This window comes from Achromobacter sp. SIMBA_011 (assembly GCF_046535435.1).
Lineage (GTDB): Bacteria > Pseudomonadota > Gammaproteobacteria > Burkholderiales > Burkholderiaceae_B > Achromobacter > Achromobacter dolens.
This window is the reverse complement of record NZ_JAWRWN010000003.1, coordinates 368,617-393,101: the sequence shown is the minus strand read 5'-3', so window position 1 is coordinate 393,101 and position 24,485 is coordinate 368,617. Positions and strand designations below refer to the sequence as shown.

Genomic DNA, 24,485 nt, shown 5'->3' with positions numbered 1-24,485 from the left:
GGGCCATGAGCACGGTAAACAACCACCGTGTGGTGATCCGCCGCAAGAAAGTCCACGGCGGCGGACACCACGGCGGAAGCTGGAAGATCGCCTACGCCGACTTCATCACGGCGATGATGGCGTTCTTCCTGGTGATGTGGCTGATCAGCATCGTGCCGCGCGAGGAACTCAAGGGCATCGCCGAATACTTCCGCATGCCCCTGCGCGTGGCGCTGACCGGCGGTCCCAGCAGCTCGGCCGAGACCAGCGCGGTCCCCGGGGGCGGCCGCGACCCGCTGCGCAGCGACGGCGACGAGCGCCGCGCCCAGGGCAACCGGGTCGAGGCCCAGCCGATGGGTGATGCCGAACGGCGCGACCAGCACCGCCTGGAAAACCTCAAGAGGCGGCTGGAAAACGTCATCGAGAACAGTCCGGTGCTCAAGAGCTTCCGGCCCCAATTGCTGATCGACCTGACCACCGAAGGTCTGCGGATCCAGATCATCGACAACCAGAACCGCCCCATGTTCGCCACCGGTCGCGCCGAGGTGCAGCCCTACATGCGCGACATCCTGCGGGAATTGGGGCCGGTTCTGAACGAGCTGCCCAACAAGGTCAGCATCTCGGGCCACACCGACGCGTCGCAGTACGCCCGCGGCGAGCGCGCCTATAGCAACTGGGAACTTTCGGCCGATCGTGCGAACGCCTCGCGCCAGGAACTGGTGGCTGGCGGCATGAATGAAAGCAAGGTCATGCGCATCCAGGGCCTGTCCTCGAGCATGAGTCTCGTTAAAGATGATCCATATGCGGCCGTTAATAGACGTATCAGCCTAGTGGTGCTCAACCAGAGCACCCAGCGGCGCATCGAAAGCGAGAACGCCGCGGCCGCGGACGTCAGCGCCAAGGATGCGCGCGAGGTTGGAACGGCCGTGGAGGCGGTGAACGCCGCCGCCCAGGCCACGACGGCAACCAAGCAGGGCGACGCGGCGGCAACGCCGCCCGCCGAAGGGGCTCGATAGCAATGGCGGCAACGATTCTGGTGGCGGACGATTCGGCGACGATGAGAATGATCGTCCAGGCGACGCTGACGGGCGCGGGATGGAAGGTATTGACGGCCGGCAACGGCCAGGAAGCGCTGGAGGTGGCCAAAAACCATCCGGTGGACCTGGTGGTGAGCGACTGGAACATGCCCGTGATGGGTGGCCTGCAACTGATCCAGGGCCTGCGCGAACAGGAACAGTACCTGGACGTGCCGGTGCTGGTGCTGACCACCGAAGACGACGTGGACAGCAAGATGGCGGCGCGGGATCTGGGCGTATGCGGCTGGCTGTCCAAGCCGGTCGATCCCGATGTGCTGGTGGAATTGGCGTCCGAATTGCTCGATGAGCAATCCGGCGCGTAGGCAAGTTCATTTATGAAGGCGTACGGGTCATGAGTTCTGGTTTGGACCTCAGTCAGTTTTACGAGACCTTTTTCGACGAGGCGGACGAACTGCTCGCGCAAATGGAGCAGTTGCTGCTCGAGCTCGACGTCGGCGCGCCCGACATCGAGCAGCTCAATGCCATTTTCCGCGCGGCCCACTCGATCAAGGGCGGCGCGGCGACGTTCGGCTGCTTCAACCAGCTGGCGGGCACCACCCATCTGCTTGAAAACCTTCTGGACGCGATCCGTCGCGGCGAAATGGCGCTGCGTACGGACATGATTGATATTTTCTTGGAAACGAAAGACGTGCTCAAAAGCCAACTGGATGCCTACCGGGCCTCCGAAGAGCCCGATGAAGCCGTGTTTGAGCGCATCTGCGCGGTGTTGAGGCAGCTCGCCCTCGAGCACAAGGATCCCGCGGCTGCCGCAGCCCCGGCCGCCGCGCCTGCGCCGGTCGCCCCGCCGCCGGTGCAGGCCGCGCCCGAGCCCGAGCCCGAGCCCGCGCCCGTGGTCGAGGCGGCTCCTGCCGCCGATGCCGCCGGCCTGCCGCTGCGCGTGCGCATCACCAAGGTGTCGGACAAGGACGCCGAGTCGCTGCTCGAAGAGATGGGCAACCTCGGCCAGGTCAAGGCCAGCCAGCGTGCCAACGGCGTGCTGACCGTCTGGGTCGACAGCACCTGCACCCCGGACGACATCGAGGCCGTCTGCTGCTTCATCGTCGACGCCGACCAGCTCAACATCGCCCGTGAAGCGCCGCCGGCCAGCGCGGCAGAGGCGGCGCCCGCGCCCGTCGCGGCGGCGGCGCCCGCCGTGGCCCCGGCGGTGGCCCCTGAACCCGCGCCGGCGCCTGTTGCCGCGCCCGCCGTGGCCGAGTCGGCCGCCGCTGCCGAAGCCATCTCGCAGGCCTCGCGCACCAGCCGCGCCGCGGCTCCGGCCCACGTCGACAAGGAATCCACCTCGATCCGCGTCGGCGTGGAAAAAGTCGACCAGGTCATCAACCTGGTGGGCGAACTGGTCATCACCCAGGCCATGCTGGCGCAGACCGCGTCGACGCTGGACCCGGTGCTGCACGACCGCCTGCTCAATGGCATGGAGCAGCTCGAGCGCAACGCGCGCGACCTGCAGGAGGCCGTCATGTCGATCCGCATGATGCCGATGGACTACGTGTTCAGCCGCTTCCCGCGGCTGGTGCGCGACATCGCCGGCAAGATGGGCAAGCAGATCGAACTGCAGACCTACGGCCGCGCCACCGAACTCGACAAGAGCCTGATCGAGCGCATCATCGATCCGCTGACGCACCTGGTGCGCAACAGCCTGGACCACGGCATCGAGACGCCCGAGAAGCGCGTCGCCGCCGGCAAGGATCCGGTCGGCCAACTGGTGCTGTCTGCCCAGCACAATGGCGGTAACATCGTCATCGAGGTCAGCGACGACGGCGCCGGCCTGAATCGCGAGAAGATCCTCAAGAAGGCCATGGCCCAGGGCCTGCCTGTCAACGAGAACTCGCCGGACGACGAAATCTGGCAACTGATCTTCGCGCCGGGCTTCTCCACGGCCGAGAAGGTCACCGACATCTCCGGCCGCGGCGTCGGCATGGACGTGGTGCGCCGGAACATCCAGGACATGGGCGGCCACGTGCAATTGTCGTGCGAGCCGGGCAACGGCACCACCACGCGCATCGTGCTGCCGCTGACGCTGGCGATCCTGGACGGCATGTCGGTGCGGGTGGGCGAAGAGACCTTCATCCTGCCGCTGAACCACGTGACCGAATCGCTGCAGCCGACCAACGACCAGATCTACTCCGTGGCTGGCAACGAGCGCGTCATGCACGTGCGCGGCGAGTACCTGCCGCTGGTCGAAATGCACCGCGTGTTCTCGGTCAGCGAGGCCCAGACCGACCCGACCCAGGCCATCGCCGTCATCATGCAGGCCGAAGACCGCCGTTTCGCGTTGCTGGTGGATCACCTGATCGGCCAGCACCAGGTGGTGGTGAAGAACCTAGAGTCGAATTACCGTAAGGTCCCCGGCATCTCCGCCGCCACCATCCTGGGCGATGGCAGCGTGGCGCTGATCGTCGACGTATTTGCGCTTGCGCGCGCCAACCGTGAGCGTTGGTCGCAGCCCGAAGCCATTCTGAATTGATGGAGAAATAGCCCCATGGCAGCCAAACCGCAAGCGCAAGCCGCGCGCAATGAAGATGTCGGCAACGAGTTCCTGGTGTTCACGCTGGGCGACGAAGAGTACGGCATCGACATCCTGAAGGTGCAGGAAATCCGCGGCTACGATGCCGACACGGTGACCCGCATCGCCAATGTTCCGCCGTTCATCAAGGGCGTGACCAACCTGCGCGGCATCATCGTTCCGATCGTCGACCTGCGCATCAAGTTCAACCTGGGCAGCGTCGAATACAACGAGCAGACCGTCGTCATCATCCTGAACCTCGATCGCCGCGTGGTCGGCATCGTCGTCGATGGCGTGTCGGACGTGCTGATGCTCAACGCCGGCCAGATCCGCCCGGCGCCGGAGTTCGGCGCCACCCTGTCCACCGAATACCTGACGGGCCTGGGCACGGTCGACGAACGCATGCTGATCCTGGTCGACATCGAGAAGATGATGACCAGCGATGAAATGGCCCTGGTGGAGAAGGTCGCTTCCTGATCGGAAGGACCGGACCCGGATGCGCGACCGGCGGGGCGGAGCCCCGGCGGTGGCGACCTCCCAGGGAGATGGGCGCGCCATATTGTGGAATCGATATGGCGCTTTTCCTTAACGTTTGCAGTCAGGAGTGGTGCTTGTGATGCGCAAGTTTCTCGCGAACATGACGATACGCAGCAGCCTGTTGTGGGTGCTGGCGTTCTTCTCATTCATGTTGGTGATCGGAGCCGCACTGGGCGTGTTGTCGTTGCGCATCAGCAATGCGACGCTGGCGGAAATCAAGCAATCGCAAGAACTGAACGACGCGCTGGGCCGTGTCGTCTTGAGCTACAAGGACACCCTCAATGGCCTGGGCCGCGCGGCCACGTCCAATTATGGCGACATCGTCCGCAGCGTCGGTCAGCCCACGCTGCTGGCGCAGGGCCTGTCGAGCGAGGCAGCCGGCCTGCTGGAACGCGCCAAGGCGGCGCAGAACAAGGGCCAGGCGGAGTTCGACTATTTCAAGACCCTGCCGCGACCGGCCGAGGCGGCCGAGTCCCTCAAGGAAGTCGAGGACTCGTATGGCGCGCTGGTGCAGCAGGGCGTGGTGCCGCTGACCGCCGCGCTTGAAAAGGCCGACATGCCGGCCTACCAGGCGCAGGTGCAGAAGGTGCAGGATGCGCTCGAAGGGCGCTTCGCCCGCGCTGTCGAAGGCTTTGATTTCTGGCGCGCCAGCAAGATGCTGGACGCGTTCGAGGTGGCCCAGGTGCGCTACCAGTTCGTGCTGCTGGCGGTGAGCGCGGGCGGCGTGATCGCCGCGCTGCTGGTGTTCGCCACCTATGTGTTCCTGCGCCGCCGCGTGCTGCAGCCGCTCAAGGACGCCGGCCATCATTTTGACCGCATCGCCGGCGGCGACCTGACCGCGCGCGTCGAAGTCCGCAACACCAATGAGATCGGCCAGCTTTTCGCCGCGCTCAAGCGCATGCAGGAGAGCCTGACGCGCACGGTGGCCTCGGTGCGTCGGGGCGTCGACGAGATCAATACCGGTTCGCACGAGATCGCCGCCGGCAACACCGACCTGTCCAGCCGCACCGAGCAGCAGGCGGCCTCGCTGGAAGAGACCGCCGCTTCGATGGAAGAGCTGGCCTCGACGGTCAAGCAGAACGCCGACAACGCGCGCCAGGCCAACCAATTGGCGGCCAGCGCGTCGGACGTGGCCGAGCGTGGCGGTTCGGCCGTGGCGGAAGTGGTCAACACCATGCACGGCATTTCCGCCAGCTCGCGCAAGATCTCCGAGATCGTGTCGGTGATCGACGGCATCGCCTTCCAGACTAACATCCTGGCGCTGAACGCGGCGGTGGAAGCGGCCCGTGCCGGCGAGCAGGGCAAGGGCTTCGCGGTGGTGGCGGGCGAAGTGCGCTCGCTGGCGCAGCGCAGCGCGCAGGCGGCCAAGGAAATCAAGGGCCTGATCGAGGACTCGGTGACCAAGGTCGGCGCGGGTTCCGAGCAGGTTGAGCGGGCGGGCGCGACGATGCAGGAGATCGTGGCGTCGGTCAAGCGCGTGACGGACATCATGGGCGAGATCTCGGCGGCGTCCGAGGAGCAGTCCAGCGGCATCGATCAGGTCAATCGCGCGGTGTCGCAGATGGACGAGGTGACGCAACAGAACGCGGCGCTGGTGGAAGAAGCGGCGGCCGCGGCCGGCTCGCTGCAGGAACAGGCGCAGCGCCTGGCCGAGGCGGTGGCGGTGTTCAAGATCAACGTCGGCGAAGTGATCGAAGTGCCGGCCCATCGCCTGTCTTCGGGTCGCTCCGCCGCCGGCGACGATTCACGGCTGCAAGCGCCAGACGCGCTTGCTCTTGAGCGCTGAGGGCGGCAGTGGCGACAGCAGCAAACATGGCGCCGTCCATTCCGGTGGACCGCCAATTCGATTTTCGCGACGCGGACTTCACCCGCGTGCGCAAGATGATTCACGCGCGTGCCGGCATCTCGCTGGGCGCGCACAAGCGCGAAATGGTCTACAGCCGGCTGGCGCGGCGCCTGCGCGCGCTGGGCCGGCAGGACTTTGCCAGCTATCTGGACCAACTGGAGAACGAGCCGGACGCGGCCGAATGGGAAGATTTCGTCAACGCCCTGACGACCAACCTGACCGCGTTCTTCCGCGAGTCGCACCACTTCCCGATCCTGGCCGACTTCGCGCAAAAGCGCGGCGGCCCGGTGTCGGTGTGGTGTTGTGCGGCGTCCACGGGCGAAGAGCCATACTCCATCGCGATCACTTTGGCCGAGGCCCTGGGCCCGCGCGCCAGCGCCTGCTCGGTGCTGGCGACCGATATCGACACCAACGTGTTGAACCGGGCGCGCACGGCGGTCTATCCGGCCGAGCGCGTGGCCAAGATGGAAGAGAGCCGCCTCAAGCGCTTCTTCCTGAAGGGCCGCGGCGCCAACGCCGGACAGGTCCGGGTGCGTCCCGAGATTGCCGACATGGTGCGGTACGAGACGTTGAACCTGCTGGCGCCTTCCTGGCCGATCAGCGAGAAGTTCGACGTCATCTTCTGCCGCAACGTGATGATTTACTTCGACAAGCCGACCCAGGCGAAGATCCTTGAGCGGTTCGTGCCGCTGCTCAAGCCGGGCGGCCTGCTGTTTGCGGGCCATTCGGAGAACTTCACCTATATCAGTCGGGATTTCCGTCTGCGCGGGCAGACAGTCTACGAATGCGCTGGCAAGGCCTAGAGCTGTCGGTGACGACGGATTCCAGGTCCGCCTGAGGCGGTAAACAATGCAGAAAATCAGAGTTCTATGTGTGGATGATTCCGCGCTCGTGCGCGGACTGATGACCGAGATCATCAACAGCCAGCCGGATATGGAAGTGGTTGCGACCGCGCCCGATCCGCTGGTGGCGCGCGAGCTGATCAAAAAGCACAATCCCGACGTGCTGACGCTGGACGTGGAAATGCCCCGCATGGACGGGCTGGATTTCCTTGAAAAGCTGATGCGCCTGCGGCCGATGCCGGTGGTGATGGTGTCGTCGCTGACCGAGCGCGGCGGCGAAATCACGCTGCGCGCGCTCGAGCTGGGCGCCATCGACTTCGTCACCAAGCCCAAGCTGGGCATCCGCGACGGGTTGCTGGAATACACCGAGATCATTGCCGACAAGATCCGCGCCGCCTCGCGCGCCAAGCTGCGGGCGCCGAGCCCGCACGCGCCGGCGCCCGCCCCGGCGCCGATGTTGCGCCGGCCGCTGGCCAGCTCGGAAAAGCTGGTCATCGTGGGCGCGTCCACGGGCGGCACCGAAGCCATCCGCGAGGTCCTGCAACCGCTGCCGCCGGACAGCCCGGCCATCCTGATCACGCAGCACATGCCGGCCGGTTTCACGCGTTCGTTCGCGCAGCGCCTGGATGCCCTGTGCGCGGTGACGGTGCGCGAGGCCGTGCACGGCGAGCGCGTGCTGCCGGGCCACGTGTACCTGGCCCCGGGCGGCGAGATGCACATGCGCCTGGGCCGTAGTGGCGCCAACTACGTGATCGAGCTGGAGGCCAGCGAACCGGTCAATCGCCACCGCCCGTCGGTGGATGTGTTGTTTAATTCCGCCGCCGTGGCAGCGGGCAAGAACGCCATCGGCGTCATCCTGACCGGGATGGGCAAGGACGGGGCGGCCGGCATGCTGGCCATGCACCGCGCCGGCGCCCATACCATCGCGCAGGATGAAGCCAGTTGCGTGGTCTTCGGCATGCCCCGGGAGGCCATCGCAATCGGTGCGGCTGACGAAGTGGTGCCGCTGTCGGCAATGAGTGAGCGCATTCTGACTCGCCTGGGCGACCGGGGACACCGCGTTTGACGCGGCTGTGATCCCGATCGATCTCAAGCAAATTTCTTCTGGAGTAAAAGATGGTAGACAAGGGCATCAAGATTCTGGTGGTGGATGACTTCCCCACCATGCGGCGGATCATCCGCAACCTGCTCAAGGAGCTTGGTTTCGAGAACGTGGATGAGGCCGAAGACGGCGCGATCGGGCTGGAGAAGCTGCGCAACGGCGGCTTCCAGTTCGTCGTGTCCGACTGGAACATGCCCAATCTGGACGGCCTGGAAATGCTCAAGCAGATCCGCGCCGACGCCAGCCTGGCTTCGCTGCCGGTGCTGATGGTGACGGCCGAGGCCAAGAAGGAAAACATCGTCGCGGCGGCCCAGGCCGGCGCCAACGGTTACGTGGTCAAGCCTTTCACCGCGGCGACGCTGGAAGAGAAGCTGGTCAAGATCTTCGAGAAAATTGGCGGCTGAGGTGTGCAATGAGCACGACGCAGAATGAAGACTCGGCGGAATCCCCGGACCTGATTCACCGCATCGCCTCGCTGACGCGCATGCTGCGCGACAGCATGCGCGAGCTCGGCCTGGACCAGGCGATCAAGGACGCGGCCAACGCCATTCCCGACGCGCGCGACCGCCTGCGCTACGTGGCGCAGATGACCGAACAGGCTGCCAACCGCGTGCTGAACGCGACCGAGGCAGCCGGTCCGATCCAGGACGGCATGTCGCGTTCGGCGCAGGCCCTGGATGCTCGCTGGCAGCAATGGTACGACCAGCCGCTGGAATTGCCCGAGGCCCGCGAGCTGGTCAAGGACACGCGTGCATTCCTGCAGGACGTGCCCAAGCAGACGCAGCAGACCCAGTCCAAGCTGATGGAAATCATCATGGCGCAGGACTTCCAGGATCTGACCGGCCAGGTCATCATGCGCATGATGGACGTGGTCGGCGCGATCGAGCGCGAGCTGCTGCAGGTGTTGCTGGACAACGTGCCGCAAGAGCGCCGCGACGAGGCGAACAGCCTGCTCAACGGTCCGCAGGTCAGCCCGCAGGGCAAGACCGACGTGGTCACCAGCCAGGACCAGGTCGACGACCTGCTGGCCAGCCTGGGCTTCTGAGCCCGCCGGGCGACGGGCCGCGCGGACCCGCCTGCCGCCATGCCCGCTGGTCGGGCATGGTCGTATTCCCTAAGGGTGCGAACGCGCGCCCTTGGGTAGACTGCAACACAACAAGAATCGGGGCCGCAGCAGGAGACAGGGCGCATCGCGCCCAGGCAATGGATGCCCACAGAAGGCGATCCGGGCCGCACAAGGAGGTGCCATGTTGGCCAGATCCACATTCCGATTCGGAGGTATCTGGGGGTTGTTGCGCCGGCTCAACCGTGGCCGCGCCACGCTGTCCGAACGCCCGTTGTCCCTCAGCCCGGCCGCCTGGCCGCTTTACCGCTTCCTGGCCGGCATCCGCAGCCGGGTCAGCACGGTGCGGCAGTCCAGCATCGAGATCGCCCTCAACACCGCCCGGACCCAGTTCCAGGCCGGCCGCTGCGCGCTGCTGGCGCAGGAGCAGGCGCGCGCGGCCGAGGCCCTGGCTGCCAGCGGCGCCCAGATCGCGGCGCTGTCGGCGTCCACCTCGACCCATGCGCGCGAGATCGCCCAGGTCTCCGGGCAGAACCTGCGGGCGGCCGAGCAGGCGCTGGCCGAGCTGTCCGAGGTCAAGGAGCGGGTTGACCGCATGACGCGCGAGATGGCGGCGTTCACCGACGTGGTGGCGCAGTTGACCGGCCGGGCGCGTTCGGTCGGCGACATCAGCAAGCTCATCAAGGACATCGCCCTGCAGACCCAACTGCTGGCGCTGAACGCCGGGGTGGAGGCGGCCCGTGCCGGCGACGCCGGGCGCGGTTTTGCGGTGGTGGCCAGCGAGGTGGGCCGGCTGGCCGAACGGGTCAACGCCGCCACCAGCGACATCGGCCGCCATACCGGCGAGATGCTGGAGCTGGTCGATTCGACCCAGCGCCAGACCGGCGCCCTGCGCGAGGACGTGGACGCGTCCGGCGCGGTGCTGGACAAGACGCGCCAGGATTTCCAGCACTTCGTACGCGATTTCGACAGCATGAACCGCCAGGTGGGCGAGGTGGTGCAGGCGATCGGCGAGGTCGACGCCACCAACCACGGCATGAGCCAGGACGTCAGCCGCATCGCCGCGCTGAGCGCCGACGTGCGCGAGCGGGTGGCCAGCATGTCCGGCGAGATCGACCGCATCCGGCGCCAGACTGAGAGCGTGCAGGAGGTGCTATCGGACATGCGCACCGGCAATACCGCCTTCGACCGCCTGTCCGAGACGCTGGAGGGCTTCCGGCTGGCGGCGATCCGGCTGCTCGACCATGCCCGTGAGCGCGGCCTGGACGTGTTCGACCGCCATTACCAGCGGATCGCAGGCAGCGATCCCCCGCGTTACCACACCGCCTACGACCGCGGCATCGACGAGGCGCTGACCCGCCTGCTGGACCGCGTGCTGGAGGCCGTGCCCGGCGGCAGCTATGCGCTGCTGGTGGACGCGCGCGGCTACGCCCCTGCGCACAACAGCCGCTATTCGCACCCGCCCAGCGGCGATCCGGCCCAGGACATCGCCCGGGTGCGGCACAAGCGCATCTTCGACGACCCGGTCGGAGCGCGGCTGGCCGCCAACACCGAAACCCTGCTGTTTCAGACCTACTCCCGCGATACCGGCGAGATCGTCAACGACATCTCCGTGCCCCTGTTCCTGGACGGCGAGCACTGGGGCGCAGTGCGGATCGGGCTCGATTACGTGCGTTTCCAGGCCACCCTGGACGCCGGCGGATCGGCGCGGCCGGTGGTCGCGGCGGCCGGCTGAACCAGACCGATCCGCCTGGCTGGCGGGGCAGGGCGTCCGGTCGCCGGCCCGCCCTGGCCGGCCCGGCCCGGGCGCATCCGGGAATAGCGCCGCTTTCCCCCCGTTTCTTGGCTTATCGCCCAAGGCCCAGGCCTCCTAGAATCTCGGCGGGCAGCTCGTAATCCGTCAATCCGCGAGCCGCAACGACACCGCAGAGCATGGCCGAAGAAAGCGACCTCGAGAAAACCGAAGCCGCCTCTCCCAGGCGCCTGGAAAAGGCGCGCGAGGAGGGGCAGATTGCGCGTTCCCGGGAACTGGGCACGTTCATGATGCTGGCTGCCGGTGTCGCGGCGATCTGGGCCGGCGGCGGCACGATTTATAAGGGACTGAGCGGGGTGCTGCGCAACGGCCTGGCGTTCGACCAGCGCGTGGTGGCCGACCCGGGCGTGATGGTCGAGCAGGCCGTCAACGGCTTCGGCCAGGCCCTGATGGTTATTCTGCCGATCTTCGGCCTGCTGGCGGTGATCGCCGTGCTGTCCAGCGTGTTGCTGGGGGGCATTGTCATCTCGGGCAAGCCGCTGTCGCCGAATTTCTCCAAGCTCAGCCTGTTCGCCGGCCTCAAGCGCATGTTCTCGTCACAGACCGTGGTCGAGCTGATCAAGGCGCTGGCCAAGGCCCTGCTGGTGGGCGGCGTGGCGGTGTGGATCATCTGGCGCTACCACGACGACATGCTGGGCCTGATGCACGTGGCGCCGGCCGCCGCCCTGACCAAGGCGCTGAGCCTGGTGGCGATGTGCAGCGCCTTCATCGTCGCTTCGCTGCTGGTGATCGTGCTGCTGGACGTGCCGTGGCAGATCTGGAGCCACCTGAAGAAGCTGCGCATGTCCAAGGAAGACGTGCGCCAGGAACACAAGGAAAGCGAAGGCGATCCGCACACCAAGGCCCGCATCCGCCAGCAGCAGCGCCAGGCCGCGCGCCGCCGCATGATGTCCGAGGTGCCCAAGGCCGACGTGGTCGTGACCAACCCGACCCACTATGCCGTGGCGCTCAAGTACGAGGAAGACAAGAACGGCGCGCCGCGAGTGCTGGCCAAGGGCACCGGGCTGGTGGCGGCCAAGATCCGCGAACTGGCCGCCGAGCATCGCATTCCCACATTGGAAGCGCCGCCCCTGGCGCGCGCCCTGTATCAACACGTCGAGCTGGGGCATGAAATCCCGGCCGAGCTATATACCGCGGTCGCGGAAGTGCTGGCGTGGGTTTTCCAGTTGCGCTCGTGGCGCTCGGGATGGGGGGTCGAACCGACGGCGCCCAAGTCCCTGCCCGTGCCGGCCGCGCTGGACCCGCAGGCAAAGACCGCAGCACAAGGAGCTTAAGGAATGAGCGCTCTGCTCACCATGTTGAAAAGCAACGGAGCCACGCACGCGCGGCTCCTGGCCGGGCCCATCCTGATCGTGATGGTGCTGGGCATGATGGTGCTGCCGCTGCCCACCTTCCTGCTGGACCTGCTGTTCACCTTCAACATCGCGCTGTCGGTGATGATCCTGCTGGTGGCCATGTTCACCCGCAAGCCGCTGGATTTCGCCGCCTTCCCGGCCGTGCTGCTGTTCGCCACGCTGCTGCGCCTGTCGCTGAACGTCGCCTCGACCCGGGTGGTGCTGCTGCACGGCCACACCGGCCCGGACGCGGCGGGCAAGGTGATCGAGGCCTTCGGTCATTTCCTGGTGGGCGGCAACTTTGCCGTCGGCATCATCGTCTTCATCATCCTGACCATCATCAACTTCATCGTCATCACCAAGGGCGCGGGGCGGATCGCCGAAGTCGGCGCGCGTTTCACCCTGGACGCGATGCCGGGCAAGCAGATGGCCATCGACGCCGACCTGAACGCCGGCCTGATCGGCGAGGACGAGGCCCGCAAGCGCCGCGCCGAGGTGTCGCAGGAATCCGACTTCTTCGGCTCGATGGACGGCGCCAGCAAATTCGTGCGCGGCGACGCCATCGCCGGCCTGCTGATCATGGCGATCAACATCATCGGCGGCCTGATCGTGGGCGTGGCCCAGCACGACATGTCGATGAGCGACTCGGCCCGCGTCTACACGCTGCTGACCATCGGCGACGGCCTGGTGGCGCAGATCCCGGCGCTGGTGATCTCGACCGCCGCCGGCGTGGTGGTGTCGCGCGTGTCGACCGACCAGGACATCGGCCAGCAGATCATCAGCCAACTGTTCTCCAACCCCAGCGTGATGTTCCTGACGGCCGGCATCATCGGCATCATGGGCCTGATCCCCAACATGCCGCACATCGCCTTCCTGACGCTGGCCGGCGCGCTGGCCTGGGGCGGCTGGGCGATGCACAAGCGGCGCAAGGCCGCCGAGGTGGCGGCCAGCGAGGTGCCGCAGCAGGCCGTGACGCAGGCGCAGGCCGCCGCGGCCGAAGCCAGTTGGGATGACGTCTCGATGGTGGACCAGCTTGGCCTGGAGGTCGGCTACCGCCTGATCCCGCTGGTCGACCATGCCCAGAACGGCGAGCTGCTGCACCGCATCCGCAGCCTGCGCAAGAAATTCGCCCAGGACGTGGGTTTCCTGCCGCCGGTGGTGCATATCCGCGACAACCTCGAACTCAAGCCCAACGATTACCGCATCCTGCTGTCCGGCGTCGAGATCGGCCACGGCGTGGCGATGCCGGGCCAGTGGCTGGCGATCGACCCGGGCGGCGTGACCATGCAGATCAAGGGCACGCCCACCACCGACCCGGCCTTTGGCCTGCCGGCGCTGTGGATCGACGGCAGCCTGCGCGACCAGGCCCAGGTGGTCGGTTACACGGTGGTGGATGCCGGCACCGTGGTCGCCACCCACCTGAACCACCTGATGCACCGCCACGGTTCCAACCTGCTGGGCCGCCAGGAAGTGCAGCAGTTGCTGGACCGCATCGGCCGCGACGCGCCCAAGCTGGTCGAAGACCTGGTGCCCAAGACGCTGTCGCTCACCGCCTTGCAGAAGGTGCTGCAGGGCCTGCTGGCCGAGGAAGTGCCGATCCGCGACATGCGCACCATCATCGACACCCTGTCCGAGCACGGTCCGCGCCTGGCGGCGCTGGCGGCCGGCACGGGCGGCCAGCCCGACATCAACGAGCTGATCGCGCTGACGCGCCGGTCATTGGGTCGCGCCATCACCCAGCAATGGTTCCCGGGCGAGGGCGAACTGCGCGTGATCGGCCTGGACGTCAAGCTCGAACGCGTGCTGTCGCAGGCGCTCACCACCAGCGGCGGCCTGGAGCCTGGCCTGGCGGATACCCTGCTGCGCGAAACCCAGGCGGCGGTCGAGCGCCAGGAATCGCAGGGCAACGCGCCGGTGCTGCTGGTCTCGCCGGTGCTGCGCGCGCCGCTGTCGCGCTTCCTGCGCCACCACCTGCCGCAGTTGGGCGTGTTGTCGAATACGGAAATTCCGGATGAGCGCATGGTCCGTGTGACGGCGCTCATCGGCGGAGGTAATGGTCAATGAAAATAAGTCGCTTCTTTGGCGCGAACAGCCGTGACGTCATGCGCCAGGTGCGCCAGGTGCTCGGTCCCGACGCGCTGATCGTGTCGAACCGCAGCGTCGATGGCGGCATCGAGGTGCTGGCCACGGTGGAGGGCGCGTTCGACGACGCGTCGCCGCAGGCGCCGACGCCGACGCCGCAGGGGTATGCCGACGGCCACGCGCCGGCTCACGCTCCGGCCGCGCCGGTGCCGCCGCAGGCGCCCGCGCCGTACGGTCACGCCGCGCCCGCCAACCTGGCGCCGCCTCCCTATGGCGCCACCCCGACCACGGCCTCGCAACCGCCTTATGGCGCGCAGTCCGGTTATGGCGCGCCGGCCGCCGCCGCGCCGCAGCCGGTCGCGCCGCGACCCGTCTACGGCACGCCGCCTGCCGCAGCGCCGCAACCCGCCTATGGTGCGGCGCCGAGCGTCTCGCAACCGGCCTACGGAGCGCCGCCTGCGCCCGTCGCCGATGCGCAGCCCGCCTACGCGGTGCCGTCGCGTTCGATCGCCGCCTACCAGTCGGCCTACGCCGCGCAGTCTCAGCCCGAGCCGGAGGTGTCGGCGGAACCCGTCGCGCGTCAGGCGCCGCCCGCCGTGACGGCGGAAGCGGCCGCGCCCGCGGTGATGGCGCCCGCCGCGCCGGTGCGGATGGAAATGCCGGCCTTGCCGCCGGCGCGAGAGGTGCCGCCCGTGGCGCCGTCGCCGATGGCGCGCATGCCGGATGCGCCGCTGCGCAATGGTCCGGGGGTGCCGCCCGCGGCGCTGCCCAGCGATGCGGCGGCGGGCTTGCAGGACGCCATCAGCGCCTTGCGCGGCGCGCTCGAAAGCCGCATGGACGGCTTGCTGTGGGGCGGACGCCAGGGGCCGGGCCGCGAGCCGGCGGGCGCCGCCTTGTTCCGCAGCCTGCTGGACGCCGGTTTCAGCACCAAGCTGGTCCGCGCGCTGGTCGAGCGCATGCCGCAAGGCATGAGCGCCGAATCCGCGCTGGCCTGGGCCCGCAATGAACTGGTAACGCACCTGCCGGTGCTGGGCTCGGAAGATGAATTCCTGGGCGGCGGCGTGTACGCGCTGGTCGGCCCGACCGGCGTCGGCAAGACCACCACGCTGGCCAAGCTGGCGGCGCGCTGCGTCGCGCGCGAAGGCCGCGAGCAGGTGGCGATGCTGACCACCGACAATTTCCGGATCGGGGCGCTCGAGCAGTTGCAGATCTATGGTCGCCTGATGGGCGTGCCGGCGCACTCCGTGCGCGATGCCGGCGAGCTGCGCCGCATCCTGGCCGAACTGGGCAACCGCAAGATCGTGCTGATCGACACCACCGGCATCAGCCAGCGCGACCGCCAGGTGGCCGAGCAGGCCGCGATGCTGTGCAACGCCGGCAAGCCGGTGCGCCGCCTGCTGGTGCTCAACGCCGCCAGCCAGGGCGACACGCTCGACGAAGTCGCCCACGCCTATCGCAACGGCGTCGGCGAGGACGTGGCCGGCTGCATCATCACCAAGCTCGACGAGGCTTCGCGCCTGGGTGCGGCACTGGACACGGCGATCCGCCACCGCCTGCCCATCCACTATTCGTCGATCGGCCAGAAGGTGCCGGAGCACCTGGAGCTGGCGCGCGCCGACGCGCTCATCGATCGCGCCTTCGCCATGGTCGAGCGCGCCCGCGCCCTGTATTCGCCCAGCGAGGCCGACATGGCGTCGCTGTGGTCGACGTCGCGCGAGACCGAAGCGAGTGTCGATCCCGCGCGCCGCCGCCAATTGCTGGCTTCGGCGATCCTGCGTCCGCAGGGCGGCGCCGGCACGATCGAAGCCGCGCAGAACCTGGACGACACCCTGAGCTGGCTCGACAGCGACCCTGCCTGCGTGCAGGCCCGCGCCTCGTGGCGCGAGTATGTCAGCGACGGCGCGGGGTCGAGCCTCGCGGCGCTGGGCGAAACGCCGCTGGCGATGGTGCGGCGCGAATTCTCAACCACTTGCAGCCGCAATCTGCTGGTCATGCACGGCAAGGCCAGCATGAAGGGCGAGGCCTTGCCCGGGGGCACGTTGCTGAGCGCGGTGCTGATGAGCGATCGCGGCGCGGCCCTGGCCGCGCCTGCGCAGCAGTTGGTGCTGCCCCATGGCATGTTGTCGTCGTTCGCGCCGGCCGCCGCCGCGCAGCCGGACACGGCGCTGGCCCTGGAGGCGCGGGTGCGCTGGCTGAACGAACAACTGGCCCAGGTGCCGGTCGTGCACATGCTGGAAGCCGGCACCTCGGCGCTGTGGCAGAGCCTGAGCGAGCAGGGCGTGTCGTGGGTGGCGCGCAGCCCGGGCGGCATGCGCGTGATCCAGGACGAATGTCCGACCAATCTGAACGCGGTGGGCAAGAGTGTCGGCTATCTGCCGGTGGGCCAGCCGGGCGACATGCCCGGCCTGCGCGCCGTGCCCGGCACCCGTCCGGCGCCGTTGGCGCTGTGGGCCTCGGGCACCGAGATCGGCCTGCCTGGCCGCGGCGACGAAACCCGCTTCCGCCTGGTGTGCGCCCGCCTGATCGATACCGCCAGTGGCGAAGTGGCCGGCCAGTTGTTCGGCCTGACCAACCTTGCCGCCGGCCAGGCGGACGCCGCCACGGTGGCGCGCTGGCTGGTGCTGCAGGAAGAGGCGCGCGCCGGGTTCCGCTACATGGCCAATGCCTGGCAGGCGCTGCCCGCGGTCGATGGCGCGCATACGCTGGCGCGGCAGTCGCTGATGGCCGGCCAGTTGGGCGCGGCCTGCTGGCAGTTGGCGCATGCCTCGGCGGCGGACGGCGTGCGCGCCACCCTGGCCGGCGTCGTCAGCCCGGAGCGCAAGCTGTCCGGACGCCTGCTGCCGGTCGCGCTGTTGAAGATGTTCGCGATGCTGGAGATGGCCGGCGGCGTCTAGGGCGCTTCGACGCGGGGCCTTCAATGCAAGCAGCCCGCGAAAGCGGGCTGTTTGTATTGGGATGTCGGGATCCGGCTCAGCCGGCGACGATGGGCTTGCGGCCCGGCGTGGCGCGGGCGCCGCGGCCCTGGGCGTCGTAGGTCGAGGTGCCGCCCAGGCCGCCGATCTGACGCAGGGCGTCCAGCGATTGCTGGGTATAGCGCAGGTGCACGTCGATCAGGGCGCCGTTGCGCATATTGATTTCGTTGGCCGATGCCGACTTGGCCAGCAGCGCCTGCCAGACGTCGGACAGTTGTGGGTGCTGCACGGCGGCCTGCTCGGTGCCGGCATGGCCGGCGGGCAGGCCGATTTCGGCGAGCAGGCCATCGCGCGTGTGGCTGAGGTCGACCAACTGCTGGGCGATATTGCCCTTGCGCTCGGTGATGTCATGCAGCGCGTCGACGTTGCCCGGCCCGACCAGCACCTTGGTTTCTTCTTCCAGAATGGCGGAAAACTCGGTGATCAGGGCATCTTCCTGCTTCATGCAGGCTTGCAGGGATTCGACAGGGCTCATGGTCATACTCGGGCGGACGGGTCGAAAAAACGGCGATCTTGCAAAGGCAGTATTACTTCAGCAGGTCACGGGCGCTGGCGATCAGGCCATCGGCGATGCGGCTGGTGTCGATCTTGAGCTGGCCCGAGGCGATGGCGGCGCGAATCGCGGCGACGCGCTCGACGTTGATGTCGTTCGAACCGTCTTGCAGGGCCAGCATCTTGCGCGAGGCCGAGCTCAGCGCGACCTGCGAGCTGCTGGCGCCACTGCCGCTGCCGGCGCCGTAGGCCTGAGCGACCGCGGACTCGGCGCGAGGGCTGACCGCATCTGCCGAGATGGGCCGGTTGGTTGTCGAATTGATTTTCAAGGTTTTCTCCGCAGGGCGTCCTGGGTCGGTTTGCGACGGCTCCGCCTACTTATGTCTCTGTAACGACCGAGTCGGAAGGAACTTTAGGGTAGGAGGGCGCTAGCCGCAACGCGATATGTAACATTGCCTAAAGTTGTATTTCGACCAGGCCTGCGTTGCGCACCACGCCGCTGACCACCTGTCCGTTGGCGGTGCGGACCTGGACCGTGGCGCCCGGCGCCGCATTGTCCAGGGCCTGCCCCTCGCTGCTGACCACGAAACCCTTGCCGCGGGCGTTGATACGGACGTTCGAGCCGCGCACCACCGATTGGGCGTTGCGCAGGGCGGCGCCCTTGACCGGTTGGCCGGCGTTGATCCGGTAGGCCGCGGTCATGCCGACCACCGTATCGGGATTGGTGATGACCCCCGGGGGCAGGGCCACCAGGTCGCCGTCGCGCGGCGCCAGATCGGCGGGCGTCAGGGCCTGGCCCGCCGCGATCATGCGCGACGCGACATAGTAGTAGCCCGGCACGCTGACCGTGGCCTGCACGTAAGTGGTCCAGGGCTTGGGCGCGTTGCAGCGCACGCCGACCGTCATGCGCGAGCGCAGCTTCATGCCGGACGGCATAAATGGGGACAAAGTATCGCACGGCGCCAGGCGCTCCGCCCGCGGCGGATCGATGCTCACCGAGGCCTGGCCGGGCAGGGAGGCCAGTTGTTCCAGCAAATAGGTCTGCGCGGCGATGATGATCGCCTCGGGCGCCTGGACGGCGGCGTCCTGCGCCTGGGCCGCCGGGGCCAGCAGCAGGGCGGCCAGGCAGGCGGCGCGCGCGCGGAGATTTGCGGGGAATTTCCTCATGTCCGAATTGTAGAAGCCCGCGCCGCTTGGCAATACGTGAATTGGATGAGAAATGACGGGTTATTTGGCTGATTGTGTTCTGCCACCCGCCCCTATGATGCCGTCATCCAATGGGATAACGGTGCGTCCGCTGTCCCGGACTCCATCCGTATTGAAGGCGATCCGATGCTAGACCGGCTTAACGAAGATTTCCGCTTCTTCCAGCAGTCCCTGGGGCTGCGCGCGCAGCGCCAGGAAGTGCTGTCCTCGAACATCGCCAATGCCGACACGCCCAACTACAAGGCGCGCGACTTCGATTTCAAGACGGCGATGCAGAACGCCATGGAAGGCACCAAGCGCCTGCCGGACACCTCGCTGACCCTGACGTCGGCTCGCCACATTCCGGCCAAGGCCGTGTCGCAGGGGCCGACCGATCTGCTGTATCGCCTGCCGTACCAGCCCAGCATGGACGGCAACACGGTCGACATGGACATCGAGCGGGTCCAGTTCGCCGACAACACCTTGCACTACCAGAGCACGATGCAACTGCTGTCGGGTCGCATCCGGACCATGATGGCCGCCATCCAGGATTGATTTTCATAGGGAACCGCAGGCAATGTCCTTGTTGAGCATTTTCGATATCGCCGGTTCGGCGCTGAGCGCGCAGTCACAGCGCATGAACGTGGCAGCCAGCAACATGGCCAACGCCGACAGCGTGGTCGGTCCCGACGGCCAGCCGTACCGGGCCCGCCAGGTGGTGTTCCAGGTCAACCCGCCGGCCGGCCAGGCGCAGGGCCGCGAGATCGGTGGCGTGCGCGTGGCCGGGGTGGTGGTGGACCAGTCCCCGCTCAAGCAGGTCTACGACCCCAAGCATCCGATGGCCGACGCGCAGGGCTACGTCAGCATGCCCAACGTCGATCCCGTCGCCGAAACCGTCAACATGATCGCGGCGTCGCGTTCGTACCAGGCCAACGTCGAGGTGCTGAACACCGCCAAGAGCCTGATGCAGAAAACCCTCACCATCGGCCAATCCTGACCCGTCTGATTCCGCGCGCCGCGCCGCCCGCGCGGAAGTTTTTGAAGAAGTGAAACCATGACCACCGTCGACCAATCCACGAGCAAGACCGGCCTGGGCCTGGCGCAAAGCGGCGCCAACGGCACCAGCACCGCCCAGGGCCTGCAGGATCAGTTCCTGAAGCTGCTGGTCACGCAGCTCAAGAACCAGGATCCGCTGAACCCGATGCAGAACGCCGAGCTGACCTCGCAGCTGGCGCAGATCTCCACGGTGGAAGGCATCACCAACCTCAAGAACACCATGCTGGCCATCAGCGGCCAGATCGACGTGTCGCAGTCCATGAACGCGGTCGCGATGATCGGCAAGGGCGTGCTGGTTCCCGGTTCGAACGTCAAGGTCGGCGTGGATGCCGAGCATCCCTCCGAGCGCGTGGTCACGCCCTACGGCATCGACCTGCAGAAGGATGCCGCCAAGGTTCAGGTGCGCATCTCCGACGCCAACGGTCAGGTCGTGCGCACCATCGAGCTGGGCGAGCAGAAGGCCGGCGTGTACACGCTGGACTGGGACGGCAAGAACGACGCCGGCGCGGCGCTGGAAGCGGGCGCCTACACCGTGTCCGTCCTGGCCACGGATGGCGACGACAAGAAGGTGGCCGCCGAAGTGCTGAAGTACGGCAAGGTCAAGAGCGTGGCTTACTCCACCAACGGCCTGCGTCTGGATATGGGCCTGGATGGCCAGACCAGCATGCTGGATGTGCGCAAGGTGATCGGCTGAGGCCAGCCGGTTTGATTATCAGCCGGCGCCACGGCGGCGGTTTCCCCCTTAAAGATTAGCGAGAGAAAACATGGGTTTCGGACAAGGATTGAGCGGCCTGAACGCCGCGGCGCAGAACCTGGACGTCATCGGCAACAACATCGCCAACTCGGGCACCGTCGGCTTCAAGTCGTCGACCGCGTCGTTCGCGGACGTCTACGCCAGCTCGCGCGTCGGCCTGGGCACCAAGGTGTCGGCGATCACCCAGCGCTTCACGGTGGGCACGGTCAACGGCGGCGGCGGCGAATATGACATCGCCATCGATGGCGCCAAGGGCATGTTCCGCGTCACCGACCAGAGCGGCGCCGTGATGTACACCCGCAACGGCGAGTTCCTGGTCGACAAGAACAACTTCATCGTCAACGCGCAGGGCTATCGCCTGACGGGCTACCCCAACGGCGGCATCGGCGCCAACCCGGTCGAGCTGCAGTTGCCGACCGCCAACGTGGCGCCCAAGGCCACCTCCACCGCGACCACCGTGGCGAACCTGGACGCCAACGCCAAGGTCATCTACCAGGTCGACACCGTGACCTCGCCGGCCGTGCCCGGCTCCGTGACGCTCGGCGGCACCGCCTACACCTTCACCAAGGCGCCCGGCGGCGCGATCACCTGGACCCCGGGCAACCCGCCGGCGGCCACCTACGGCACCGCGCCCAATACCGTCACCATCGACGGCACCGGCCAGGTCACCGCCGGCAACCTGAACGTCATCCCCGGCTTCGTCGACTACACGGCCGCCGTGACCGAAGTCGGCAAGCCGTTCGACCCCAAGGTTCCCGGCAGCTACACCAACGCCTCGCCCATGACGGTCTACGACTCGCTGGGCAACTCGCACCAGGTGATGCAGTACTTCGCCAAGCGCGCCGCCGATGCCGCCGGCAACAGCGTCTACGACGTCTACTACACGATCGACGGCCAGGCCATGGCGCCGACCACCGAAGCGGCCGGCGTGTGGGGCAACCCGACCCAGTTCACGTTCAACAAGGCCGGCGTGATGACCAGCGCCGCCACGGTCAACCTGTCGTTCGCGACGCCGGGCGGTGGCACCACCCCGGCCGATCCGCTGGCGGTCGCCGTGAACTACACCGGCACCACGCAGTACGGCAGCGCCTATGCGCTCAAGGCCCAGCCGGACGGCTACACCTCGGGCGAGTTCCGCGGCATCAACATTGGCGCCGACGGCAGCCTGGTGGCCAGCTACACCAACGGCGAGACCTCGATCGTCGGCACCATCGTGCTGGCCGACTTCGCCAACCTCCAGGGCCTGCAGCCGGTGGGCAACAACGCCTGGAAGGAAACCGCCTCGTCGGGCCAGCCGATCCTGGGCCAGCCGGGCAGCAACGGCATGTCCAAGGTGGTGGGCCAGGCGACCGAAGCCTCGAACGTCGACATGAGCAAGGAGCTGGTCAACATGATCATCGCCCAGCGCACCTACCAGGCCAACTCGCAGACCATCAAGACGCAGGACGAGATCATGCAAGTCCTGATGAACCTGAAGTAATGGCTGACGGGCACGCGACGACATCGACGGAATAGGCAATGGATCGAATCATCTACACCGCCATGAATGGCGCAGCGCGGATCACGGAACACCAGGCCGCGCTCTCCAACAACATGGCCAACGTGAACACGCCGGGCTTTCGCGAGCAGATCGCGTTGTACCGGTCGGTTCCGGTGAACGACGGCGTGAGCCTGCCGACGCGTGTTTCGACGGTGGCGTCGACGCCCCGCAACAACTTTGAAATGGGCAACATGCAGACCACGGGCCGCGACCTGGACGTGGCCCTGGCCAGTTCCAACGGCTGGATCGCCGTGCAGACCCCGCAAGGCGAGGCCTACACCCGCGCCGGTAGCCTGCAGGTGGGCATCAACGGCCTGCTGCAGACCTCGCTGGGCCAGCCCGTGATGTCCGACCAGAACGGCATCATCGACGTGCCCGACCAGGCGGCGCTGACGATCACCTCGGATGGCACCATCACCGCCATCGGCGCCGGCGATGCCCCCAACAACATCCTCAATCTGGGTCGCATCAAGCTCGCCAACCCGCCGGAAGCGCAACTGGTGCACGGCGACGACGGCGTGTTCCGCCTGGCGCCGGTCAACGGCCAGCCGGCCCCGCCGGCCCCCGCTGATCCCAGCCTGCGGGTGTTGTCCGGCGTGCTGGAAGGCAGCAACACCAATCCCATGGCGGCGATGGTGGGCATGATCGAGAACGCCCGCCGCTTCGAGCAGCAGATGCAGGTGGTGCAGCAGGCGGACCGCAACGCCGAGCGCGCCAACGGCATTCTCTCGGTTTCCTGATCCGGTCAGCCGATCCGAACCCAATAATTTTCGCGCGCGGCCGGGCCGCCGCACCAGGAGTACTTCATCATGATGCGTTCGCTGTGGATTGCCAAGACGGGCCTGGAAGGTCAACAGACCTCGATGGACGTGATTTCCAACAACTTGGCCAACGTCGCGACCAACGGCTTCAAGCGCGGTCGCGCCGTGTTCCAGGACCTGATGTACCAGACGCTGCGCCAGCCTGGCGCCCAGGTCGGCGACGCCACGCAGTTGCCGTCGGGCCTGCAGTTGGGCACCGGCGCCCGCGTGGCCGCCACCGAGCGCATCCACACCACCGGCGGCCTGAACAACACTGGCGGCGAGCTGGACGTGGCGATCAATGGCCGCGGCTTCCTGCAGGTCGAACTGCCGGACGGCACCCAGGCCTATACCCGCGACGGCGCGCTGCAACGCGACCAGAACGGCCAGTTGACCACGGTCAGCGGCTACGTGATCCAGCCCCCCATGAACGTGCCCGACAATGCCCTGTCGATCTCCATCGGCAAGGACGGCATCGTCTCGGTGACGCAGCCCGGCGCGGCCGGCGTCAACGTGCAGATCGGCCAGTTGCAGATCGCCACTTTCATCAACCCGACCGGCCTGCAGAGCGTCGGCGAGAACCTGTACCTGGAAACCGATGCCTCCGGTCCGGCGAACCTGCTTCAGCCGGGTGTCGACGGCGCCGGCACGTTCATGCAGAACTACGTCGAGACCTCCAACGTGAACGTGGCCGAGGAACTGGTCAACATGATCACGACCCAGCGCGCCTACGAAATGAACAGCAAAGCCGTCAAGACCTCGGACGAAATGCTGGCCCGCCTGACTCAACTGTGATGCCTATGTCGTCTGTCCTGCGTCTGGTTTCGTGTGCGGCCCTGGCGTTGCTGGTGGCCGGTTGCGCCATGATCCCGCCCGAGCCCATCGTGACGGGGCCGACGACGGCCGCGCCGCCGCCGCCGCCGATGCCCACGGCGCAGCCCACGGGCTCGATCTACCAGCCGACGACTTACGGCAACTACCCCCTGTTCGAGGATCGCCGGCCGCGCAACGTCGGCGACATCGTCACCATCGTCCTGAACGAGAAGACCAACGCCTCGAAGAACGTCGCGACCAACACCAACCGCAGCGGCAATGCCAGCCTGGGCATCGCCGCCGCGCCGTCGTTCATGGATAGCTGGGCCAATGCCAACCTGAACACCGACGCCAAGGGCGGCAACGTGTCGCAGGGCAAGGGCGACAGCACGGCCAACAACGCCTTCACCGGCACCATCACCACCACGGTGGTGGGGGTGATGTCCAACGGCAACCTGCAAGTGGCCGGCGAAAAGCAGATCGCCATCAACCGGGGCAGCGAGTACGTGCGCTTCTCGGGCGTGGTCGATCCCCGCTCGATCACCGGCACGAACACCGTGTCGTCCACCCAGGTGGCCGACGCCCGCATCGAATACCGCAGCAAGGGCGTCATGGACGAGGTCCAGACCATGGGCTGGCTGCAACGCTTCTTCCTGATCGCCTCGCCGTTCTGAC

At 67.3% G+C, this 24,485-nt stretch carries 23 protein-coding genes; 20 read left to right on the top strand and 3 right to left on the bottom strand.

Going from position 1 to position 24,485, the window contains the following annotated elements; all coding sequences use genetic code 11:
* The first annotated feature begins 5 nt into the window (after positions 1-5).
* From motB to flhF, 13 genes are all read left to right on the top strand, one after another.
* Entirely contained in the window at positions 6-995 is a 990-nt protein-coding gene (gene motB, locus SB816_RS14920) for a flagellar motor protein MotB (RefSeq protein ID WP_054504152.1), read from the top strand.
* Positions 996-997: 2 nt separating this feature from the next.
* Positions 998-1,378, top strand: a complete 381-nt coding sequence (locus SB816_RS14915; protein ID WP_054504153.1) for a response regulator — start codon at positions 998-1,000, stop codon at positions 1,376-1,378.
* 29 nt (positions 1,379-1,407) lie between these two features.
* Positions 1,408-3,540, top strand: coding sequence for a chemotaxis protein CheA (cheA, locus tag SB816_RS14910; protein ID WP_410547224.1), 2,133 nt, complete (start codon positions 1,408-1,410; stop codon positions 3,538-3,540).
* A gap of 15 nt (positions 3,541-3,555) precedes the next feature.
* Complete coding sequence (gene cheW, locus SB816_RS14905; RefSeq protein WP_006387513.1) at positions 3,556-4,056, top strand: chemotaxis protein CheW; 501 nt, start codon at positions 3,556-3,558, stop codon at positions 4,054-4,056.
* Between the two features lie 139 nt (positions 4,057-4,195).
* On the top strand, positions 4,196-5,902 hold the full coding sequence (locus SB816_RS14900; RefSeq protein WP_064528004.1) for a methyl-accepting chemotaxis protein: 1,707 nt from the start codon (positions 4,196-4,198) through the stop codon (positions 5,900-5,902).
* A gap of 26 nt (positions 5,903-5,928) precedes the next feature.
* Positions 5,929-6,765, top strand: a complete 837-nt coding sequence (locus tag SB816_RS14895; protein WP_116793268.1) for a CheR family methyltransferase — start codon at positions 5,929-5,931, stop codon at positions 6,763-6,765.
* A 46-nt stretch (positions 6,766-6,811) separates the two neighbouring features.
* Complete coding sequence (locus SB816_RS14890; RefSeq protein WP_054504546.1) at positions 6,812-7,870, top strand: chemotaxis response regulator protein-glutamate methylesterase; 1,059 nt, start codon at positions 6,812-6,814, stop codon at positions 7,868-7,870.
* 50 nt (positions 7,871-7,920) lie between these two features.
* Positions 7,921-8,310, top strand: a complete 390-nt coding sequence (cheY, locus tag SB816_RS14885) for a chemotaxis response regulator CheY (RefSeq protein ID WP_006387517.1) — start codon at positions 7,921-7,923, stop codon at positions 8,308-8,310.
* Positions 8,311-8,318: 8 nt separating this feature from the next.
* Complete coding sequence (gene cheZ, locus SB816_RS14880; protein WP_054504545.1) at positions 8,319-8,951, top strand: protein phosphatase CheZ; 633 nt, start codon at positions 8,319-8,321, stop codon at positions 8,949-8,951.
* A gap of 202 nt (positions 8,952-9,153) precedes the next feature.
* Complete coding sequence (locus SB816_RS14875) at positions 9,154-10,704, top strand: methyl-accepting chemotaxis protein (protein WP_054504544.1); 1,551 nt, start codon at positions 9,154-9,156, stop codon at positions 10,702-10,704.
* Between the two features lie 197 nt (positions 10,705-10,901).
* The gene (gene flhB, locus SB816_RS14870) at positions 10,902-12,056 is read left to right on the top strand and encodes a flagellar biosynthesis protein FlhB (RefSeq protein ID WP_054504543.1); all 1,155 of its coding nucleotides are present in this window, start codon (positions 10,902-10,904) and stop codon (positions 12,054-12,056) included.
* 3 nt (positions 12,057-12,059) lie between these two features.
* Positions 12,060-14,180 (top strand): flagellar biosynthesis protein FlhA, encoded by a 2,121-nt coding sequence (gene flhA / locus SB816_RS14865; RefSeq protein WP_054504542.1) that lies wholly within the window; start codon positions 12,060-12,062, stop codon positions 14,178-14,180.
* Complete coding sequence (gene flhF, locus SB816_RS14860) at positions 14,177-17,092, top strand: flagellar biosynthesis protein FlhF (RefSeq protein ID WP_410547223.1); 2,916 nt, start codon at positions 14,177-14,179, stop codon at positions 17,090-17,092. The genes flhA and flhF overlap by 4 nt, the downstream gene beginning before the upstream one ends.
* 76 nt (positions 17,093-17,168) lie before the next feature.
* Here flhF and SB816_RS14855 read toward each other — a convergent pair whose 3' ends face one another.
* From SB816_RS14855 to flgA, 3 genes are all read right to left on the bottom strand, one after another.
* Positions 17,169-17,645, bottom strand: coding sequence for a flagella synthesis protein FlgN (locus SB816_RS14855; protein ID WP_054504549.1), 477 nt, complete (start codon positions 17,643-17,645; stop codon positions 17,169-17,171).
* A 52-nt stretch (positions 17,646-17,697) separates the two neighbouring features.
* Complete coding sequence (gene flgM / locus SB816_RS14850) at positions 17,698-17,991, bottom strand: flagellar biosynthesis anti-sigma factor FlgM (protein ID WP_006394436.1); 294 nt, start codon at positions 17,989-17,991, stop codon at positions 17,698-17,700.
* 127 nt (positions 17,992-18,118) lie between these two features.
* The gene (flgA, locus tag SB816_RS14845) at positions 18,119-18,829 is read right to left on the bottom strand and encodes a flagellar basal body P-ring formation chaperone FlgA (RefSeq protein ID WP_054504548.1); all 711 of its coding nucleotides are present in this window, start codon (positions 18,827-18,829) and stop codon (positions 18,119-18,121) included.
* Positions 18,830-18,994: 165 nt separating this feature from the next.
* Between flgA and flgB the strand changes: the two genes are divergently transcribed.
* From flgB to SB816_RS14810, 7 genes are all read left to right on the top strand, one after another.
* Complete coding sequence (flgB, locus tag SB816_RS14840) at positions 18,995-19,402, top strand: flagellar basal body rod protein FlgB (RefSeq protein ID WP_006394438.1); 408 nt, start codon at positions 18,995-18,997, stop codon at positions 19,400-19,402.
* Between the two features lie 22 nt (positions 19,403-19,424).
* Positions 19,425-19,844: a flagellar basal body rod protein FlgC gene (gene flgC / locus SB816_RS14835; protein WP_054504540.1), complete on the top strand. Its 420-nt coding sequence runs from the start codon at positions 19,425-19,427 to the stop codon at positions 19,842-19,844.
* Positions 19,845-19,901: 57 nt separating this feature from the next.
* The gene (locus tag SB816_RS14830; RefSeq protein WP_054504539.1) at positions 19,902-20,597 is read left to right on the top strand and encodes a FlgD immunoglobulin-like domain containing protein; all 696 of its coding nucleotides are present in this window, start codon (positions 19,902-19,904) and stop codon (positions 20,595-20,597) included.
* A 70-nt stretch (positions 20,598-20,667) separates the two neighbouring features.
* Positions 20,668-22,137, top strand: coding sequence for a flagellar hook-basal body complex protein (locus SB816_RS14825; protein ID WP_054504538.1), 1,470 nt, complete (start codon positions 20,668-20,670; stop codon positions 22,135-22,137).
* Between the two features lie 38 nt (positions 22,138-22,175).
* Positions 22,176-22,937, top strand: coding sequence for a flagellar basal body rod protein FlgF (locus tag SB816_RS14820; protein WP_054504537.1), 762 nt, complete (start codon positions 22,176-22,178; stop codon positions 22,935-22,937).
* A gap of 69 nt (positions 22,938-23,006) precedes the next feature.
* The gene (gene flgG, locus SB816_RS14815) at positions 23,007-23,792 is read left to right on the top strand and encodes a flagellar basal-body rod protein FlgG (RefSeq protein ID WP_006385244.1); all 786 of its coding nucleotides are present in this window, start codon (positions 23,007-23,009) and stop codon (positions 23,790-23,792) included.
* On the top strand, positions 23,792-24,484 hold the full coding sequence (locus tag SB816_RS14810) for a flagellar basal body L-ring protein FlgH (protein WP_054504536.1): 693 nt from the start codon (positions 23,792-23,794) through the stop codon (positions 24,482-24,484). The genes flgG and SB816_RS14810 overlap by 1 nt, the downstream gene beginning before the upstream one ends.
* The last annotated feature ends 1 nt before the right edge of the window (position 24,485 follow it).

Coding starts and splice junctions, on each gene's coding strand:
- motB (WP_054504152.1), top strand. CDS start 6: ATGAGCACGGTAAACAACCACCGTGTGGTGATCCGCCGCAAGAAAGTC.
- SB816_RS14915 (WP_054504153.1), top strand. CDS start 998: ATGGCGGCAACGATTCTGGTGGCGGACGATTCGGCGACGATGAGAATG.
- cheA (WP_410547224.1), top strand. CDS start 1,408: ATGAGTTCTGGTTTGGACCTCAGTCAGTTTTACGAGACCTTTTTCGAC.
- cheW (WP_006387513.1), top strand. CDS start 3,556: ATGGCAGCCAAACCGCAAGCGCAAGCCGCGCGCAATGAAGATGTCGGC.
- SB816_RS14900 (WP_064528004.1), top strand. CDS start 4,196: ATGCGCAAGTTTCTCGCGAACATGACGATACGCAGCAGCCTGTTGTGG.
- SB816_RS14895 (WP_116793268.1), top strand. CDS start 5,929: ATGGCGCCGTCCATTCCGGTGGACCGCCAATTCGATTTTCGCGACGCG.
- SB816_RS14890 (WP_054504546.1), top strand. CDS start 6,812: ATGCAGAAAATCAGAGTTCTATGTGTGGATGATTCCGCGCTCGTGCGC.
- cheY (WP_006387517.1), top strand. CDS start 7,921: ATGGTAGACAAGGGCATCAAGATTCTGGTGGTGGATGACTTCCCCACC.
- cheZ (WP_054504545.1), top strand. CDS start 8,319: ATGAGCACGACGCAGAATGAAGACTCGGCGGAATCCCCGGACCTGATT.
- SB816_RS14875 (WP_054504544.1), top strand. CDS start 9,154: ATGTTGGCCAGATCCACATTCCGATTCGGAGGTATCTGGGGGTTGTTG.
- flhB (WP_054504543.1), top strand. CDS start 10,902: ATGGCCGAAGAAAGCGACCTCGAGAAAACCGAAGCCGCCTCTCCCAGG.
- flhA (WP_054504542.1), top strand. CDS start 12,060: ATGAGCGCTCTGCTCACCATGTTGAAAAGCAACGGAGCCACGCACGCG.
- flhF (WP_410547223.1), top strand. CDS start 14,177: ATGAAAATAAGTCGCTTCTTTGGCGCGAACAGCCGTGACGTCATGCGC.
- SB816_RS14855 (WP_054504549.1), bottom strand. CDS start 17,645: ATGAGCCCTGTCGAATCCCTGCAAGCCTGCATGAAGCAGGAAGATGCC.
- flgA (WP_054504548.1), bottom strand. CDS start 18,829: ATGAGGAAATTCCCCGCAAATCTCCGCGCGCGCGCCGCCTGCCTGGCC.
- flgB (WP_006394438.1), top strand. CDS start 18,995: ATGCTAGACCGGCTTAACGAAGATTTCCGCTTCTTCCAGCAGTCCCTG.
- flgC (WP_054504540.1), top strand. CDS start 19,425: ATGTCCTTGTTGAGCATTTTCGATATCGCCGGTTCGGCGCTGAGCGCG.
- SB816_RS14830 (WP_054504539.1), top strand. CDS start 19,902: ATGACCACCGTCGACCAATCCACGAGCAAGACCGGCCTGGGCCTGGCG.
- SB816_RS14825 (WP_054504538.1), top strand. CDS start 20,668: ATGGGTTTCGGACAAGGATTGAGCGGCCTGAACGCCGCGGCGCAGAAC.
- SB816_RS14820 (WP_054504537.1), top strand. CDS start 22,176: ATGGATCGAATCATCTACACCGCCATGAATGGCGCAGCGCGGATCACG.
- flgG (WP_006385244.1), top strand. CDS start 23,007: ATGATGCGTTCGCTGTGGATTGCCAAGACGGGCCTGGAAGGTCAACAG.
- SB816_RS14810 (WP_054504536.1), top strand. CDS start 23,792: ATGCCTATGTCGTCTGTCCTGCGTCTGGTTTCGTGTGCGGCCCTGGCG.